Source organism: Winogradskyella psychrotolerans (assembly GCF_018860545.1).
GTDB classification, from domain to species: domain Bacteria; phylum Bacteroidota; class Bacteroidia; order Flavobacteriales; family Flavobacteriaceae; genus Winogradskyella; species Winogradskyella psychrotolerans_A.
In genome coordinates, this window is sequence record NZ_JAHKPN010000003.1 from 18,635 (window position 1) to 35,847 (window position 17,213).

13 protein-coding genes are annotated in these 17,213 nt (G+C 32.5%); 2 read left to right on the forward strand and 11 right to left on the reverse strand.

The annotated features are described in order from the left end of the window. Positions 1 to 6: 6 nt before the first annotated feature. From KO515_RS01935 to KO515_RS01980, 10 genes are all read right to left on the reverse strand, one after another. Positions 7 to 6,267 carry a T9SS type A sorting domain-containing protein gene (locus KO515_RS01935; RefSeq protein ID WP_215934700.1) on the reverse strand — a complete coding sequence of 2,087 codons (6,261 nt, stop codon included), beginning with the start codon at positions 6,265 to 6,267 and terminating at the stop codon, positions 7 to 9. 46 nt (positions 6,268 to 6,313) lie between these two features. Then, positions 6,314 to 6,661 carry a hypothetical protein gene (locus KO515_RS01940; RefSeq protein ID WP_215934701.1) on the reverse strand — a complete coding sequence of 116 codons (348 nt, stop codon included), beginning with the start codon at positions 6,659 to 6,661 and terminating at the stop codon, positions 6,314 to 6,316. Between the two features lie 61 nt (positions 6,662 to 6,722). Further along, a complete protein-coding gene (locus KO515_RS01945; RefSeq protein ID WP_215934702.1) occupies positions 6,723 to 7,460 on the reverse strand; it encodes a hypothetical protein in 738 nt (245 codons plus the stop codon). Between the two features lie 41 nt (positions 7,461 to 7,501). After that, the gene (locus tag KO515_RS01950; protein WP_215934703.1) at positions 7,502 to 8,113 is read right to left on the reverse strand and encodes a hypothetical protein; all 612 of its coding nucleotides are present in this window, start codon (positions 8,111 to 8,113) and stop codon (positions 7,502 to 7,504) included. Between the two features lie 29 nt (positions 8,114 to 8,142). After that, positions 8,143 to 8,835: a hypothetical protein gene (locus tag KO515_RS01955; protein ID WP_215934704.1), complete on the reverse strand. Its 693-nt coding sequence runs from the start codon at positions 8,833 to 8,835 to the stop codon at positions 8,143 to 8,145. 12 nt (positions 8,836 to 8,847) lie between these two features. Continuing rightward, positions 8,848 to 9,051, reverse strand: a complete 204-nt coding sequence (locus KO515_RS01960) for a hypothetical protein (protein WP_215934705.1) — start codon at positions 9,049 to 9,051, stop codon at positions 8,848 to 8,850. A 105-nt stretch (positions 9,052 to 9,156) separates the two neighbouring features. Then, positions 9,157 to 9,873, reverse strand: coding sequence for a LytR/AlgR family response regulator transcription factor (locus tag KO515_RS01965; RefSeq protein ID WP_215934706.1), 717 nt, complete (start codon positions 9,871 to 9,873; stop codon positions 9,157 to 9,159). After that, complete coding sequence (locus KO515_RS01970; RefSeq protein WP_215934707.1) at positions 9,870 to 11,774, reverse strand: histidine kinase dimerization/phosphoacceptor domain -containing protein; 1,905 nt, start codon at positions 11,772 to 11,774, stop codon at positions 9,870 to 9,872. The genes KO515_RS01965 and KO515_RS01970 overlap by 4 nt, the downstream gene beginning before the upstream one ends. Before the next feature lie 235 nt (positions 11,775 to 12,009). Continuing rightward, the gene (locus KO515_RS01975) at positions 12,010 to 13,020 is read right to left on the reverse strand and encodes a N(4)-(beta-N-acetylglucosaminyl)-L-asparaginase (protein WP_215934708.1); all 1,011 of its coding nucleotides are present in this window, start codon (positions 13,018 to 13,020) and stop codon (positions 12,010 to 12,012) included. A gap of 61 nt (positions 13,021 to 13,081) precedes the next feature. Next, positions 13,082 to 14,416, reverse strand: coding sequence for a sugar MFS transporter (locus KO515_RS01980; RefSeq protein ID WP_215934709.1), 1,335 nt, complete (start codon positions 14,414 to 14,416; stop codon positions 13,082 to 13,084). Positions 14,417 to 14,761: 345 nt separating this feature from the next. On the opposite strand from KO515_RS01980, the gene KO515_RS01985 reads away from it, so the two are divergent. Together KO515_RS01985 and KO515_RS01990 are read left to right on the forward strand one after the other, a co-directional pair. Then, a complete protein-coding gene (locus KO515_RS01985; RefSeq protein WP_215934710.1) occupies positions 14,762 to 15,991 on the forward strand; it encodes a metallophosphoesterase in 1,230 nt (409 codons plus the stop codon). A gap of 107 nt (positions 15,992 to 16,098) precedes the next feature. Next, positions 16,099 to 16,395 (forward strand): thioredoxin family protein, encoded by a 297-nt coding sequence (locus KO515_RS01990; protein ID WP_215934711.1) that lies wholly within the window; start codon positions 16,099 to 16,101, stop codon positions 16,393 to 16,395. 121 nt (positions 16,396 to 16,516) lie between these two features. Here KO515_RS01990 and KO515_RS01995 read toward each other — a convergent pair whose 3' ends face one another. Further along, positions 16,517 to 17,209, reverse strand: a complete 693-nt coding sequence (locus KO515_RS01995; RefSeq protein WP_215934712.1) for a polysaccharide deacetylase family protein — start codon at positions 17,207 to 17,209, stop codon at positions 16,517 to 16,519. Between the last annotated feature and the right edge of the window lie 4 nt (positions 17,210 to 17,213).

Sequence of the window (17,213 nt, forward strand, 5' to 3'; positions counted from 1 at the left end):
TAAGTTTTAATTTTGGTCTGTTTTTTTAATTACCTTCTTGGTCACGACGGAGCTTTTAGTATAAATCTTTACTAGGAATATACCATCTGATAGATCGCTAATACTAATGGTTTTAGACTGTTGTTTTTGCAATACTAATTGACCTAAAAGATTGTAGAATTCTATTTTCTCTACACTAAACGGATAGTCAATGGTTACCACATTCGAAGCAGGATTTGGATAGATGGCCATTGATGGTTCATCGCTATCGCCAATACTTAATGTGCTACAGTTTTCGCTAAAACTAGTTTGGCTATCAATGCTTGTCCAGTTGATTGCGCTGTAGGCAGCGTCATCGACTTCTATACATTCAAGATTCGGGTTGCTAGTAGTGCTAACGTAGGTGATATTTATGTTGTTTCCGTTTTTTAAATTTAAACTTGTCAGTTGATTACTTCTACAGTTTAGAGTCGTTATAGCTGTATTCTGACTTAAGTCTATTTCTGTAAGGTTATTACCTGTACAATTAAGAACTGCCAAGTTGAGGTTATTACTTACATCTAAACTTGCAATCATATTAGTCTGCATATTTAAATCTGTTAACGCAGGGTTATTATCTACATTTAGACTTGTTAATTGATTGTTACCACAGTTTAATAACTCTAGCAAGGTGTTATTTGAAAGCTCTAAACTTGTTAAAGCCGCATGGTTGGTAATTAGGGTTTTTAATTGTGAATTATTCGTAACATCCAAAGTGGTTAATTGCGAATTACCACATCTCAAATCTTCTAATAAGGGATTGTTGGAAACATCTAAATCTGTTAAATCATTGTTATAGCATTGTAGTATAGTTAATAACGGATTGCCGGTTACGTTAAGATTTGTAAGGTTGTTATTATAGCAGATTAATTCATTTAACTCACTATTGTTGCTAAGATCTAAACTTGTTATTTGGTTGTTTAAGCAGACTAATTGTTGTAGTGCTGCAAAGGCTTCAATACCTGTTAGGTCGCCAATATTTTCATTAATAATATTTAGCTGTGTCACTGTATTTATGTATTGCGTAGGGACGTAATCATCCAATGGTCCTGAGTCGTAACCTAAATCAATTAGCGCTTGCTCAAAATTATCATCTGGTACATAGGTTAATGCGATAAGGCTACAATCTTCACTAAAACTGGTTTGTGAGTCAATATTTGTCCAGTTGGTTGTGCTGTAAGCAGGGTCATCGACTTCAGCACAGCTTAGGTTAGGATTTCCAACCGTATTAAAGGTTATGAAATTTTCATTGTTGCCATTTTTTACGTTTAATGTTGCTAATTGGTTGTTACCAGCATCTAAACCTATTAATGCATTGTTTTGGCTAACATCTAAATTCGTTAATAAATTATCTTGAATCAGTATAATAGTTAAAGCCGTATTTAGACTAATGTCTAAAGTTGTTAGTTCATTGTTAATTAATGCTATAGAGGTTAATGCTAAATTTTGACTTAAATCTATTGCAGTTAATTCATTGTTAGCCGCAGCAAGTGTTTCTAATACTAAATTTTGGCTAAGATCTAAGGTGGTTAATTGGTTATCTATACAGCCTAGACCAGTAAGTGCCACAAAATCCTCGATACCCGTTAAATCACTTATATTTTTATAACCAACATTTAATGATGTTACCGTATTAATATTAGCCGTTGGCACATAATCATCCAAAGGCCCAACATCGTAACCTAAGTCAATTAAGGCTTGTTCAAAATTATCGTCTGGTACATAGGTTTGTGGTGCTGGTGTACAATCTTCGCTAAAACTGGTTTGTGGGTCAATGTTTGTCCAGTTGGTTGTACTGTAAGCAGCATCATCCACCTCAATACAAAATAAATTAGGATTGTCTGCGGCAAAAAAATCAATAATATTACTATTGTTACCATTTTTTAAATTTAAGCTCGTAAGATCATTTTCATGGCAAACTAGTCCTGATAATGATGTATTATTTTCAAGGTTTAAGCTTGTGAGATTATTAGTGTAACATACTAAACCTAATAAACCGATATTATTATCAACATTTAAGCTCGAAAAACTATTGCCACTACAGTCTAAGATTATTAACTCCGTATTGTTGGCAACATTTAAACTCGTTAGATTATTGTTACTACAATAAAATTCTGTTAATGCAGTATGGTTATTAATATCTATAACGTTAATTGGGTTGTAACTTATTGTTAGTCGTTCTAATAAAGTGTTATTGCTTATATCTAAAGTTGAAATATTATTACCTAAAATATCTAAAAATCTTAAGCTAGGGTTACTCGTCAGATCTATGCTTGAGAGGTTATTAATACCACAATTTAGAAATACCAAATCCGTATTATTTGTCACATCTAAACTTGAAAGATCATTGGATTCCATCTGCAAGGATAGTAATGCGGTATTGGCATCCAAGTTTATATTGGCAAGATCATTACCGTAACAATTTAATTCTTCTAGCGCTACAAAATCTTCAATTCCGGTTAAGTCTGCAATATTTTTTGAAGCGACATTTAGTGTAAGAATGGTGTCAATATTAGCTGTTAGCACATAATCATCCATAGGGCCAGCATCGTATCCTAAATCTATAAGTGCTTGTTCAAAATTATCGTCTGGAACATAAGTTAACGAGATAGCACTACAATCTTCACTAAAACTAGTATACGGATCAATAGTTTCAGTCCAATTTTCTGTACTGTATGCCGCATTATCTACTTCAACGCATAATAAGTTTGGATTATCAATAGTTTTAAAATTTGTGATATTAATATTAGTTCCATTTTTAACATTGAGATAAGTTAAATTATTACCTGAACAATTTATTTCGGTAAGGTTTATGTTATTGGTAAGGTTTAAAGTGGTTAATAGATTACTACTACCTTCTAACATAGATAACATTACAAAATCTTCAATTCCTGTTAAGTCTGAAATGTTTTCATTTGTAATATCTAATATAGTAACGGTATTAATATTGTTGGTTGGCACATAATCATCCAAAGGCCCAGAATCATACCCTAAATCTATAAGTGCTTGCTCAAAATTATCGTCTGGAACATAAGTTTGTGGTTCTGGCGTGCAATCTTCGCTAAAACTAGTTTGTGCATCAATATCTGGCCAATTGGTTGTGCTGTATACCGCATCATCTACTTCAATACAATTTAGATTTGGATTATTGTTTGCAATAAATGTGATAAAATTAGTATTGTTTCCATTTTTCACGCTCAAACTTGTGAGTTGGTTATTATCGCATAATAAATTCGTTAATGCATTATGGTCATTTAAATTTAAACTTGAAAGATTATTTGAAGAGCAACGTAAAGATGTTAAAAAACTTTGAGCACTTACATCTAAGTTAGTTAATTGATTGTCTTGTACTAATAACCGCTCTAAAGCTATATTTGCGTTTATATCTATAGACGTTAATAAGTTATCTTGTGCGTAAAAGCTAACTAATGCTGTATTCTGACTAATATCTATACTCGTTAATGAGTTATAACCAACAAGCAAAGATGTTAATGCCGTATTCTGACTAATGTCTATGGTTGTTAATTGGTTGCTGTCAATAACTAAAGATGTTAAAGCCGTATTTTGACTAAAATTTATATTTGATATATTATTATTAGTGCCACGATAATTAGTTAATAATACATTTTCAGTGATATCTAGTGAGCTAAGATTATTTGAGGAGACGTCTAAATCTAATAATAAAATGTTCTGAGTCAAATCTAGCGATATAAAATCATTGCTGGCAATATCTAAAACTGTTAAGGCATTATTTTGACTAAGATCAATAGCTGTTAAACTATTATTTGCGCAGTTTAAATCTTCAAGATCTACAAAATCTTCAATTCCTGTTAAGTCTGCAATGTTTTCATTTGCAACATCTAATATAGTAACGGTATTAATATTGTTGGTTGGCACATAATCATCCAAAGGACCAGCATCGTAACCTAAGTCAATTAAGGCTTGTTCAAAATTATCGTCTGGTACGTAGGTTTCGTTATAATGACAATCTTCACTAAAACTGGTGTGGGAGTCAACGTTTATCCAATTGGTTGCGCTATAAGCAGCATCGTCTACTTCAATACAAGTTAGGTTGAAGTTGAAACTAGTATTGAAATCTAAAAAATTTATATTATTTGTATTTTTTACGTTTAAACTTGTAAGTTCGTTATACTGTAAACGAATATGGGTTAAAAGACTATGATTGGATAAATCTAAATTTGTTAGGTCATTTGTAGCACACCATAAGAATTTTAATTCAAGATTATTCGATAAGTCTATAGTGGTTAAGTTATTATTGTTACAAAACAAATTTATTAACGCCTCGTTATTAGATAAATCGATATTTGAAATTTGATTACTCATGAAACTTAAAGAAGTTAACAATACGTTATTTGATACGTCGAGAGTAGAAATTAAATTGTAATTTACATTTAAAAAATATAAGGCATTATTGTTCTGAATATCAATACTTGTAAGTTGATTTGTATTACAATCTAATTCTTCAAGCGCTACAAAATCTTCAATCCCAGTTAAGTCTGCAATATTTTTTGAAGCGACATTTAGTGTAAGAATGGTGTCAATATTAGCTGTTGACACATAATCATCTAAAGGACCAGCATCGTAACCTAAGTCAATTAAGGCTTGTTCAAAATTATCGTCTGGAACATAAGTTTCGTTATAATGACAATTTTCACTAAAACTGGTTTGTGGGTCAACAGTTTCAGTCCAATTTTCTGTACTGTATACTGCATTATCTACTTCAACGCATAATAAATTTGGATTATCAATAGTTTTAAAATTTGTGATATTAATATTAAAACCATTTTTAACATTTAGATAAGTTAAATTATTCCCTGAACAATTTAATTCGGTAAGGTTTATGTTATTGGTTAAGTTTAAAATGGTTAGTAGATTACTGCTACCTTCTAACATAGATAACATTACGAAATCTTCAATTCCTGTTAAGTCTGCAATATTTTCATTTGTAACATCTAATATAGTAACGGTATTTATATTGTCGGTTGGTACATAATCATCTAAAGGTCCAGAATCATATCCTAAATCTATAAGGGCTTGCTCAAAATTATCGTCTGGAACATAGGTTTCGTTATAATGACAATCTTCGCTAAAACTAGTTTGTGGGTCAATGTTTGTCCAATTAGTTGTGCTGTATGTGGCATCGTCTACTTCAATACACGTTAAGTTTGGATTATTATCGGCATCAAAAAAAATAAAATTACTATTATTTCCATTTTTGACATTGAGATTAGTAAGTTGATCACTGCTAACTACTAAATTGTGAAAATTTGTATTCAAGCTCAAGTCTAATGTATTTAACTGAGTAGAATGAGCTCCTAGAGTAAGAAGAGATGTATTATTACTTAGATCTAAACTTGTAATCAGATTAGTTGAAATATCTATATATGTTAATGCTGTATTTAGGCTTAAGTCTATAGATGTTAGCTGATTGTCGTTTGCGTGTAGTTGATCTAACAATGTATTGTTGCTAACATCAAGTGTTGTTAGTTGATTGTGACTTGCTGCTAGATTAAGTAATTCTGTATTTTGACTTATATCTAGTGTTGTTAACATATTTTGGGCACAGTTTAAGTAATTAAGGTTGACAAAATCTTCAATACCTGTTAAATCAGAAATATTTTTATCATAAACATCTAAGAACGTTAGTGTGTTAATAGATTCTGTAACTACAAAACCGTCAATGACAAAATCATATCCTAAATCTATTAAGGCTTGTTCAAAATTTGGATCTGGAATTGCAGTATAACACCCTTCACTAAAATTCATTTGTTCATCGATACCACTTTGCCAATTCGTTTCACTATATGCGACATTATCAACTTCAATACAGGTTAGATTAGGATTATTAAAAACCTTAAAATTGGTGAAATTTGTATTATTACCATTTTTGACATTTAAGTAAGAGAGATTGTTATCTGCCACGTTTAATAATGAAAGAATGGTGTTGTTAGATAAGTTTAACGAGGTTATTTGGTTACTGCTACATTCTAAATAAGTTAATGAAGTAAAATCGGCAATACCGGTAAGGTCTGTTATGTTTCGGTTCGTTAAATCTAATGCGCTAATAAAATCGATATACTCCGTTGGCACAGATCCATTAATAGGCGCAATATCATAACCGAAATCAATTAAGGCTTGCTCAAAATTTGGGTCTGGTATGGCTGTAGTTTGCGAATACCCTATTAAGGTAAATAAACATAATACTATAGTACTGGTAATTGTTTTCATATGGATTGGGATTTAATAGCTAAGCTGTGATACTAAAAATTCTGTGCTATTTAAGCTGTTTTATATAGTGTGTATTGATGTAGTCTACCACATCTTTTTCTACAGCTTTCATTTTTTTATGGAAGACTAAAAAATAAACAATGAGTGGTATTAATACTCCTAAGGCAATCGTTAAGAGTGTAAAAACCATAGTTCGTTTTGCGGATGGAAATCCTCCGGTGACGTTTAGATGTTTTTTTGTTAAGATTACAGTCGCTCCAATGTTTTTGGTTGCTGCCACATCTAACATCTTTTTGTTTCGGGTTGTGACTCCGTATTTACCAGAAAAGTGTGACGCTAAATTGAGTTTTAAGTCTTCAATATCTATGGCTTTTTCTTGAATGTTTATTTTCATTTTTTGATGTTTTAATTTATTATTAAATGAGGTTGGTTATCATTTAATTTTGCAAAGGTTTTTAATTAAACCACGCTCCAATTTTTGCTCTGATAAACTTGTTGGTTTCAATATTTCTTATGGTTAACACTAGCTCGTCACCAGATATATTATTGAGATTAATTCGTTTTGACGTTTCATTAGCAGCAATAATTTCTGTTTTTAAAACGGTATAACCTTGAGTAATTACAATCTCAGCACTAGAATCGCCTCTTAGTCTATTGATTTCAATAGTTCCTTTTCCGTTACATGGTGTTCTAAGATCTGTGTCAAATGAACTTGTGATTTTTTCTGTTATAGTTTCGTCAGATAATTTGCCGTGAAGCATACTATTACTATCATATAATCCATTGTATTTACCAACAATTCTATCGCTAAAAGAGTGGTTTTTTACTTTTAATACTACTTCTTTTCCTTTGATGTTATCAAGAGTAATTTCTTTTCTACCAGTAGACACTTTATTATCAAATTGCCATTTTTGACTTTGAATACCGTCAATTAATATTGTGAAGGTTGCGTTGGCTTTTCCGTTTGTTTTATGAACCACAAGCTTATATGTAGAAAATAGATTCCCCTTTTTTAAAATTGAATAGGTTTTAGTTTTGTTACCTGTTATGGATATGTCATGCGTTGCGTTTGCGACCTCACATATTTTTACCGGTAAAATTGCACTTACTTTACCTTTTATAATTTGTGCTGACATAGTGTAGCAAAACATTGAGGCTAGCATTAACGAAATAATTAAAATTGCTTTTTTCATTTTAGAATGTTTTTATTGTTTTTTAAATTTTGACGTAAAATTTATCTTGTTTTAAGTTTTATATGTAATTCGTAATCTCCTTCGGTTAAACCGTCTGCACCCACTACACCAATTACTACTTGAAACGGATTTGCTATAGCTAGTAAGTCTGTTACGGTACGTGTATGATCTTGTGTTTTACCGCGTTTTTTATAGTCCCATTTAAAGTCAGCTTCACAGCGCGTGCAACTATTAAGGTTAGGAACTATTTTACCTTCTTTAACTGTGCCAACTTGGTATGCGTAGATGCTAAAGTTGGCATTTGGGTCTTTAGGGATAACAGTAACCTCCATTTCGGAATAGGCTGGTAAGTCTGTGTAATACAAGACGTGGTTGCCTGTGAATTTCTTTTTTTGAGGTTCTACAAAACAAGCATTGTTACTACTCCAGGCCCAAGACAAATCGCTCATTATAGCGCCTTCATTTAAGTTGCCTTTTAAAACACCATTACCATTTTTAAAATAGATTGGTTTTTTAGGCTCTTGAGTGATGTTTTTAGTAATTGTATCCGACGGATTTAATAGGACCAAAGTATCTTGTGCTGAAGGCTTCATAGCATTACAAGAATATAAGGCGCCAATTAATATGGTCAGTGATAATGTTAGTGTTTTCATTTGTTCTATGATTTATACATGAGGTATTTTTATTTTATGTTGAGGTGTATTATACTCTTGTTATTGGGGTCTTCTGCTGTTCTTACTGATATTTCTGTATGGAGGTTATTTCCCCATTCTACATGACCACTAAAGCTTAAAAAACGCTCCTTGGTGTCGCTGTTAATTAATAATTCAACTCCTAATAATTTTACAGATGTTACTCCAGAGCGATCGATTTTCATTTTTTCAATGACCGACACAAAGCGTTCTTTCTCTTCTTGTGATTTATATTTTTCTTCTAATAAATCATAGAGTTTACTAGATGAGTCATGCATCAATATCTGCTCTGCTTCTTGGAATTGTGCAGATAACACAGCAATGTTGCGTATGGTTTCTATAGTATATGATTGTGTATAAATCGGATTTTTTTGAGTCTCATTCTCAAAAAGGCTAATAATAATGTTGGTATATTTATTAGCAGCTTCATCGCCTAGATTAGTATATAGCAAGGTTGCTGCATATGCGGCCATTACTTTTGGTCGTATGGTGTTTATATAAGGCCCGCCTTTTATATTAAGGTTAATATAACTGACGTTGCTTTTACCTAATTCTGAAGAAAATCCCTTAGTGTGTGTCACTTTAGATTCAAAATAATCTCCAATAACATTGAATACTTCTTGTTCTTGTTCGGATGCACACGAGACTAATAGACTAATAAATAGGATATAAAATCGATTCATTTTTAAACGGGTTTATGTATTGTTTTTATGATGTATCGGTGCTAGCATAACCGTATGTTCTTTGAGCGTAAAGCCTTTTAAGACAATTTTCCGATTATTGCTACTCATATTTTGACTAAACAGTATCATGCCTTTCTGAGATAGAATAGTGACCTTAAAGTCAACATCGAAATCTGTTTTGAGCTCTATATAATTGGTTTGTCTATCTGACTTCATGGATAAGTTTCCATAAAAATAGAGCGATAAAGAAGTGTGTAATTTGTTATTTGGTGAACCTATTTCATTATTTAGTGAATGGATAGATTTCTTTGGTAAGTGAATTTAGAACAAATTCAATTTTTTCATTAATTGTTCTCTATGCGATTTACTGTAAGGTATTTTGTGTTTTTCTATAAAGATATAACCGTCGTGAATAGAATCTATTTTAGAGAAGTTGATAATGTATGAACGATGTACTTTTAAGAACTGGGATGAAGGTAGTTTTTCTTCAACACGCTTTAGGGTGTGACTTAAAAGGTGTTTTTTGTCTGAAGTGTATAAATTACAATAGTTATCATAAGCTTCAAAAAACAAAATGTCGCTTTGGACTATTTTTAGCAGTTCTCCTTTGTTTTTTATAAAGAATGCATCACTTTGTGTATTAACTTCAATACTAGATTTACTGGCTTCATATTTATGATAGGCTAGTTCTATATTTGCCGTCAGTGTGTTTTCGTTAAATGGTTTTACAATAAAACCAGACGGATTTGTAGCCTTAACACGTTCTAGTGTTTTTTCGTCTGATAATGATGTTAAGTAGATAAACGGAATGTCTATTTTTTGTCTTAAATGGTTTACAATTTCAATACCATCCATGTCTCCTTTAATCATAATATCTACCAATACTAAATCTGGTTTTAAATATTCAATATCAAAAATGGCATCTTTCCCTCTTAAGCTTATTCCTGTAATCGTATGATTTTCATTTTCTAAAACCGCTTTGATAGTTTCTGCAATTAAAGGCTCATCTTCTATGATATGTATGTTTAGTGGTTTCATGAGTTAGGGATAATTTCAAAATCATTAATGATTAAAACAGCTTCGGTTCCTGTAGGATCTATGGATTTGATGGTGAACGTAGCATCTAATTTTTTAGCTAAGGAATTAATAAGTTTAAGTCCAAATGAGTTTTTTTTACTTGGTTCTTTGTAACCAATTCCATTATCAATCACTTTTAGTACTAGTGTTTTTCCTGTCTTTTTAAATTGAATTGATAGTTTGTGATTTTTACCACTTGGAGTGAAAGCATGTTTTAATACATTTACTATAAGCTCATTAAGAATTAGGCCAATTGGTGTTAAAGTGTCGATGTCTAGGACTAAGTTTTCGACATCTAATTGAAAATCTAAATCTTGGGATTCTAACTGATGGCTGTAAAAAATATCTTGGGTTAATTCGCTGATGTAATCTTTAGTCTCAACACCAATTAAATGTTGTTTACTGTATAGTTTTTGATGAATTAAACTCAATGAGCGCACCCTGTTTTGAGCATCTTTAATAGCATTTTTGGCATCACTATTTTCAATATTTTGTGATTGTAAAAACAGTAAAGAAGATACCATCTGTAAACTATTTTTAACACGATGATGTATTTCTTTGAAAAGAATATCTCTTTCGTCAATCGTCACTTCCAATTGGTCTTTTTGCTTTGATAAAATCAATTTTTGTTTACTATTTCTATACGCAAAATACCCTAAGAGTGATGTTGCAATTAACCCAGAAAAGGCTAAAATAAGATACCACTGTTTTTGCTCTTCCTTATATTCATTTTCGGCTTGTAGCAGTTTTAATTGAACGGTTTTCTTTTCCGTCTCATATTTTACTTCAAAATCGGCAACTTTTTCTATTAATTCCTCTTGTTTAATTCTGTTTTGAATGTCTATTTTTTTATTTAAAGCTTCAATAGCCTTATCGTAATTTTTGGTGTCGTAATAGGTTTGATATAATAGATTGTAAGTAATAAGCTTACTGTAAGGGTTTATATTTTCCTTGTTATAGTTTAACGATTTTTTGAGATAAAAAATGGCTTCGTCGTAGTTTTTAGATTCTAAATAGATATCTCCTAGTAAATTTGAAGTAGATGGTAATAAGAAATTATATTGTAAGCTATCTCTTGTGCTAATGATATGTTTAAGCTCTCTAATCTGTTCAGTGGTATTGTCCATTTTAACCATTGAAGCAATGGATTCATGTGATTTTGGCGTATTAAAACCATCTTTTTTTAAATAATATTCTTGTAACTTTTGTGAGTAATACGCATGTTTAGCGTAATTTTTGCGTTTTTTAAAATGATAAACGACCATGGATAGGCTAAATGCATTGCCACTACTTTCAGGATAGGATTCAATAACATCTGCAACTTTTTCCATGTAATAATCTTCCTTTTCAAAATTTCCTATGGTTTGTTCAACCATGGCGCGTTGATGATAAATTCGAGTTAAATATTGACCTAAGGTTTCAATATTATCATTTATAACTTCTTCAGCCTTATTAATGTAAATAACTGTAGAATCAATAATAGCTTTGTTATCAAAAACATTAGCGCGCATTTGATAAAACTCATAAAGTGAAAGCGGTATATGATGTTGCTTTAGGAGATTGAGTCCTTTAGTATTTAGAAGAAGTGCTTCATCTGCTTTTCCTTGGCGTAAAAGCGTACTCGTTTTATAGAGGTACAGGTAAAGTTTTAAAGTGTCGTTGCGGTCTATTTTGGTTTCAATATAATTATAGTTTGCAAACGATGCTTCACTAGGTAGTTGATCTATTGTACGGAGTAGATTTTTAAAATGAGATAAATTTACGCTATCCTCGATTACCATCAAACTATCAATTTGTTGCTTTACATCATCTTGGCAGAAAATAATATTTGAAAAAAATAAGAGGACGACTAAATATTTCAAAAGAATATTTTTTAATTAAAAATGCCTCACTAAATTAGTGATTTACGGATTAATAAAAGTGAGTGCAAATGAAAAGAAAAAGCTCGCTCTTAATAGCGAGCATTTTCTAAACACTTAATGAATGAATTAATAGCCGGTTAAAAATAAACTTAACGCTCTAATTGTATAGATTTATTTGGTGAATGGACGTTTTTTTTTAGTGAATGAACGTTTGTGGATTTAAAATTTAAACATGTTAAGCTTTATTAAAATAATCCGATTGAATTTGGGTATTCACACCATCCTGAAACTTCGTCATATTAAAATTCTGATGAATGGAGTAGCATCCCGTTTCTCCTTGTTTATTGACGGCTACATAACCGACCTGAAAATTTTTATAATCACTATTCGGTTTATTCACAATTCGACCAATTGCTTCTTCACAAGCTTGTTGTGGTGACTTACCTTGTCGCATCAATTCAACAACCAAAAAGCTCCCCACTGTTTTTACGACTTCTTCACCTAAACCAGTGGCTACACAGCCACCAATGTCATTATCAATAAATAACCCTGAGCCAATAATAGGAGAGTCACCAACGCGTCCTTCCATTTTGTATGCCAATCCACTAGTTGTACACGCACCAGAAATATCACCATTCTTATCAATGGCTAACATCCCAATAGTATCGTGGTTTTCAATATTAATGATGGGTTGGTATTGGGCATTAATTTTCCATTTTTCCCAAGCATTCTTTGAAGCTTCGGTTAATAAATCTTCGGATTGAAAGCCTTTAGAAAGGGCAAATTGTTTGGCTCCTTCGCCTGCAAGCATAACATGTGGTGTCTCTTCCATCACTTTGCGAGCCACTGAAACCGCATGTGTCACATTTTGAAGGTAAACCACGGAACCGCAATTACCATGTTTATCCATTATGCTAGCATCTAGGGTGACATTACCTTCGCGATCGGGCAAACCACCTTTGCCAACGGTTTGTCCTTTTGCGTCGGCTTCTTCAACTCTGCAGCCTTGCTCTACAGCATCTAGAGCATTCCCTCCAGCCTGTAAAATTTCCATTGCTTTTGCAGTTGCATTTTCAACATGCCACGTCGCAACGACTAGAGGTATGCCATATAAATCATTGATAGCTTCACTATGTTGTTCTGTTATTTTTTCAGAAACGGTTTCATCACAATTAAGTAAAGTACTTCCAAGGGTTAAGCCAACGCCAGTTAAGGATGCTGTCTTTATAAATTTTCTACGTTCCATATTGTGCTATATTATATGAATAATACGTTCTACTTTTAGTCCTATTTACAACACAATAGTGTTATAGATACACCATTTTTTTATTGGCAGGTTCAAGATGTTTTTGGGAATTTCTATAGCCATACCAAAGGATATAAGCATAACAGACTATTACAAAAACATAAGCGGATTTAAAACCAATAATATCCGTGAAATAGCCATAAAGCGGAGGGATAATTGCACCACCAACAATAGCTGTGCATAAGATGCCTGATGCTTTAGGTTTTAAATCTCCAATACCATCAAGTGCTAAAGTAAAAATGGTTGGGAACATAATAGAATTAAACAATCCCACGGCTAAAATACTCCACATGCTTACTAAGCCGGTTGTGCTTATTGAGATGACGATCAATGTAATGGCAATTGAGGCAAAAATACTAAGGACTTTTCCTGGTTTAATAATTTTAGTTAAATACGAACCTACAAAACGACCAATCATAGCTCCGGACCAATAAAAGGTGACAAACACTCCAACAATCGCTTTATTATCACTTTCTGCGAGACCGGAATTGAGAATAGCTTCTGCAATGGATTTCATTACTCCATTTTCTTTTATTACGTCCACCAAATTCATATCTAAAAAATAGTTGACTAGATAACTACCAATAGCAACTTCAGCTCCTACATAAAACAGTATCCCTAAAACTCCAAGCATTGCGTTTTTTTGTTTGAAAACATCAGCATACGTTCCTGAGGATTCTTCACTAATGAGCTTAGGTAATTTTGCAAATAAAAAGATACCTGCAATACCAACAATAAATACTGCCAAACCTAGAAACGGTGTTTGAACTGCTGCGGCTTCTGCCGCTAAATAAGTTTCTTTTGCTGTGCCAGTGAGCGCTGCAATTTCGTCTTTGGTTTTAATTTTATCACTTAATATAAACAAGGCGCCTATGGCTGGTGCAATTGCAGTGCCAAGAGAATTAAAGGCTTGCGAGAGATTTAATCGGCTTGATGCTCCTTCTTCAGAACCTAAAACGGCAACATAGGGATTGACAGCTACCTGAAGAATAGTAATACCTCCAGCTAAAATAAAATAGGCCAACATAAATATACCAAACTCACGATATGAAGCAGCAGGATAAAATAACAAGCAACCCAATGCCATGGTTAATAGACCTAAAATAATACCGCGCTTATAACCGATTTTAGATAAGATATAACTTGCAGGAATTGAAAGTAGAAAGTAAGCTCCAAAAAAAGCAAATTGTACCATGCCAGCTTGAAAATAAGATAATGTAAAAAGTTCTCTCAGTCGTGGAATTAAAGAATCAACTAAAACCGTTATAAATCCCCAAAGGAAAAATAAAGTGGTTAATAGAATAAACGAGGAGCGATAGGATTTTTGTTGATTCATAATTTAATTGTCATTGGTGTTAGGGTGTAGTCTTAATTTTTTATCCTGCAAGGTCTTGTAGGTTTGGTTAATTTAGATTTACAAGACCCTTAAAATCTTGTAGGTCTAAATGGGATTGCGTATGGTTGACTAAATATAGATGTCTTAAATTCAAATTCAAGGCATCTAATATAGTAAAATGGATTTCAAGAACGTCTTTGTTGAATTCCTTTTTTGCTACTTCATGGCGTACTATTGCAATGTTAAAAAAGAAAACACCTTAAAATAGTAAGCTTAAAACCTTTAACACTTTGATAAGATAAGTCGTACGTCATATCCTTAAATTTGTAAATTCAAAAACACAATATGATTCGCTGGATACTATTTGCTCTTTTATTTTTAATGATCACGCTCTATGGTTTTCAAGCTGTAAGAACAGTAACCAAACAGATGTGGGTTTACTATCTGTTTTTTGGTATTGCTATTCTAGTGGCCGGCAATTTTATTGTTCAGTTTACCATGTCTAGTGAAGGTCGAGTTTTAACAACGGCTAAAAGTTTTGCTTTTGGATTCTTATTGGCATTTATGGCGTTTAATTTAGTGATAATACCATTCTTAATTGGTGAAGATATCATTAGAGGAATTATTGGGTTATACGATAAATTTGTCACTAAAAACGAGACGTTTCATGCGCCATCACGCCGAAAGTTTGTGAGTCAAGTCGCCTTAGGGTTGGCAGCAATTCCGTTTTCGTCATTACTTTATGGTATGTTTAAAGGGAAGTATGATTTTAGAGTTCTCAACTACACCCTTCATTTTGAAGATCTACCAGAGGCTTTTGATGGGTATAAACTCACTCAAATTAGTGATATACATTCGGGTAGTTTTGATAATAAGGAAAAGATTGAATATGCCGTCGATTTAATTAATGAGCAGCAATCAGATGTATTATTGTTTACAGGTGATATGGTGAATAATAAAGCCTCTGAAATGTTACCTTGGAAGGATACTTTTGCGAAGTTGAAAGCTAAAGATGGTAAGTTTTCTGTTTTAGGTAATCATGATTATGGGGATTATGTCGATTGGAATTCGCCAGAAGACAAAGCTCAAAACCTTGAAGATTTAAAAACCATTCAAAAAGATATAGGATTTGATTTGTTATTAAATGAAAGCCGCTACCTTGAAAAAGATGGTCAGCGTTTAGCGTTGGTGGGAGTAGAGAATTGGGGAAAAGGTGGTTTTAAAAAGGCTGGAAATTTAGAAAAAGCGTCCTCAGAAATAAATGCCGATGATTTTAAAATATTAATGTCACACGATCCAAGTCATTGGGAAGCCAAGGTGCTTAACGATCCGTATCATTATCACTTAACGTTAAGTGGCCATACACATGGTATGCAATTTGGAATTGAAATTCCGGGTTGGATCAAATGGAGTCCAGCAAAATGGAGGTATAAACAATGGGCAGGAATTTATACGGAATTAGATCAGTATATTAATGTTAATAGAGGTTTTGGCTATTTAGGTTATCCAGGTCGTGTGGGTATTTGGCCAGAAATCACGGTGATTGAACTCAAAAAAGGTCCGAAAAGTGCGTAATTGTAAAGAATTGCTTATTTTTATGATATAAGTAGTGAATTTATACGGCTTAGCTTTAGGGCTATGCCAATTTGAAAAGCTTATGTATTTGACTAAAACTATACTGTATGTCAAAATTTGGGGAATTAATAGATGTTGAAATTCCAGTACTTCTGGACTTCTACACAGAAAATGACAATCAATCTATAGCTATGCATCCTATTCTTAGAGATGTTGCTGCAGCTTTAGGCGATAAAGCCAGAGTGATTAAAATTGATATTGAGAAAAATAAAGATCTCGCAGAAGCTTTACGTGTTAAAGGTTTGCCGACTTTAATAATCTATAAAGGTGGCGAAATGAAATGGCGCCATAGTGGTGGGCAAGATGCTAATACGTTGATTGGTATTATTCAAGAATACGTTTAGAATTATAACTACAATAGATGTCTTATCTAAGGCAATCATAATTTGGCTTAAATCATAATTAGTAATTGGTTGACATAGGTATATCTCCTATCTATCAAAGATGCGACAGCTTTCAACAGCATCAATTTAAACTTTTAAAAACAAACCCTCGCGTACTAAAATAATCTAAAACCTTAGGAAGCGCATGCTTTAAATTTCGAGAAGCCTTTAGACTATCATGGAATACAATGATACTGCCTTCTTTAGCTGTAGAGGTTACATTCTGAAGACAGGCGTCTTCTGATACAGCTTTATCCCAATCATAAGATAATACATCCCATAAAACAATTTTATAACCTAAGTCTTGAAGTTGTTTACGCTGTTTAGATTTAAACTTTCCGTATGGTGGGCGAAAAATTTTAAAATTCCAATGTTCAAATTCCAAATTGTCAAGCTGAGTATTTTGAGTTTTGGAATTTAGTAATTGGATTTGGGAATTGATTAATTCTTCAGTTTTAATGACATCATCAAGATAATCTTTTGTTTTGTGCTTCCAGCCTTTTAAATGATTGTAAGTATGGTTTCCAATGGTATGACCTTTTAAAATAATAGTTTGAAAAAGTTCAGGATGCTTTTCAATATTATTTCCAATACAAAAGAAAGTCGCTTTAGCATTATAAACGTCTAATGTGGAAAGTACCCAATCTGTAATTTCAGGAGTTGGGCCATCATCAAACGTTAAATAGAGCTCTTTGTTTTTGGTATTGATATTCCAGATAAAATTTGGGAACACTAGTTTTACAATGCCGGGCGTTTTAACTGGAATGATCTGCATGCAT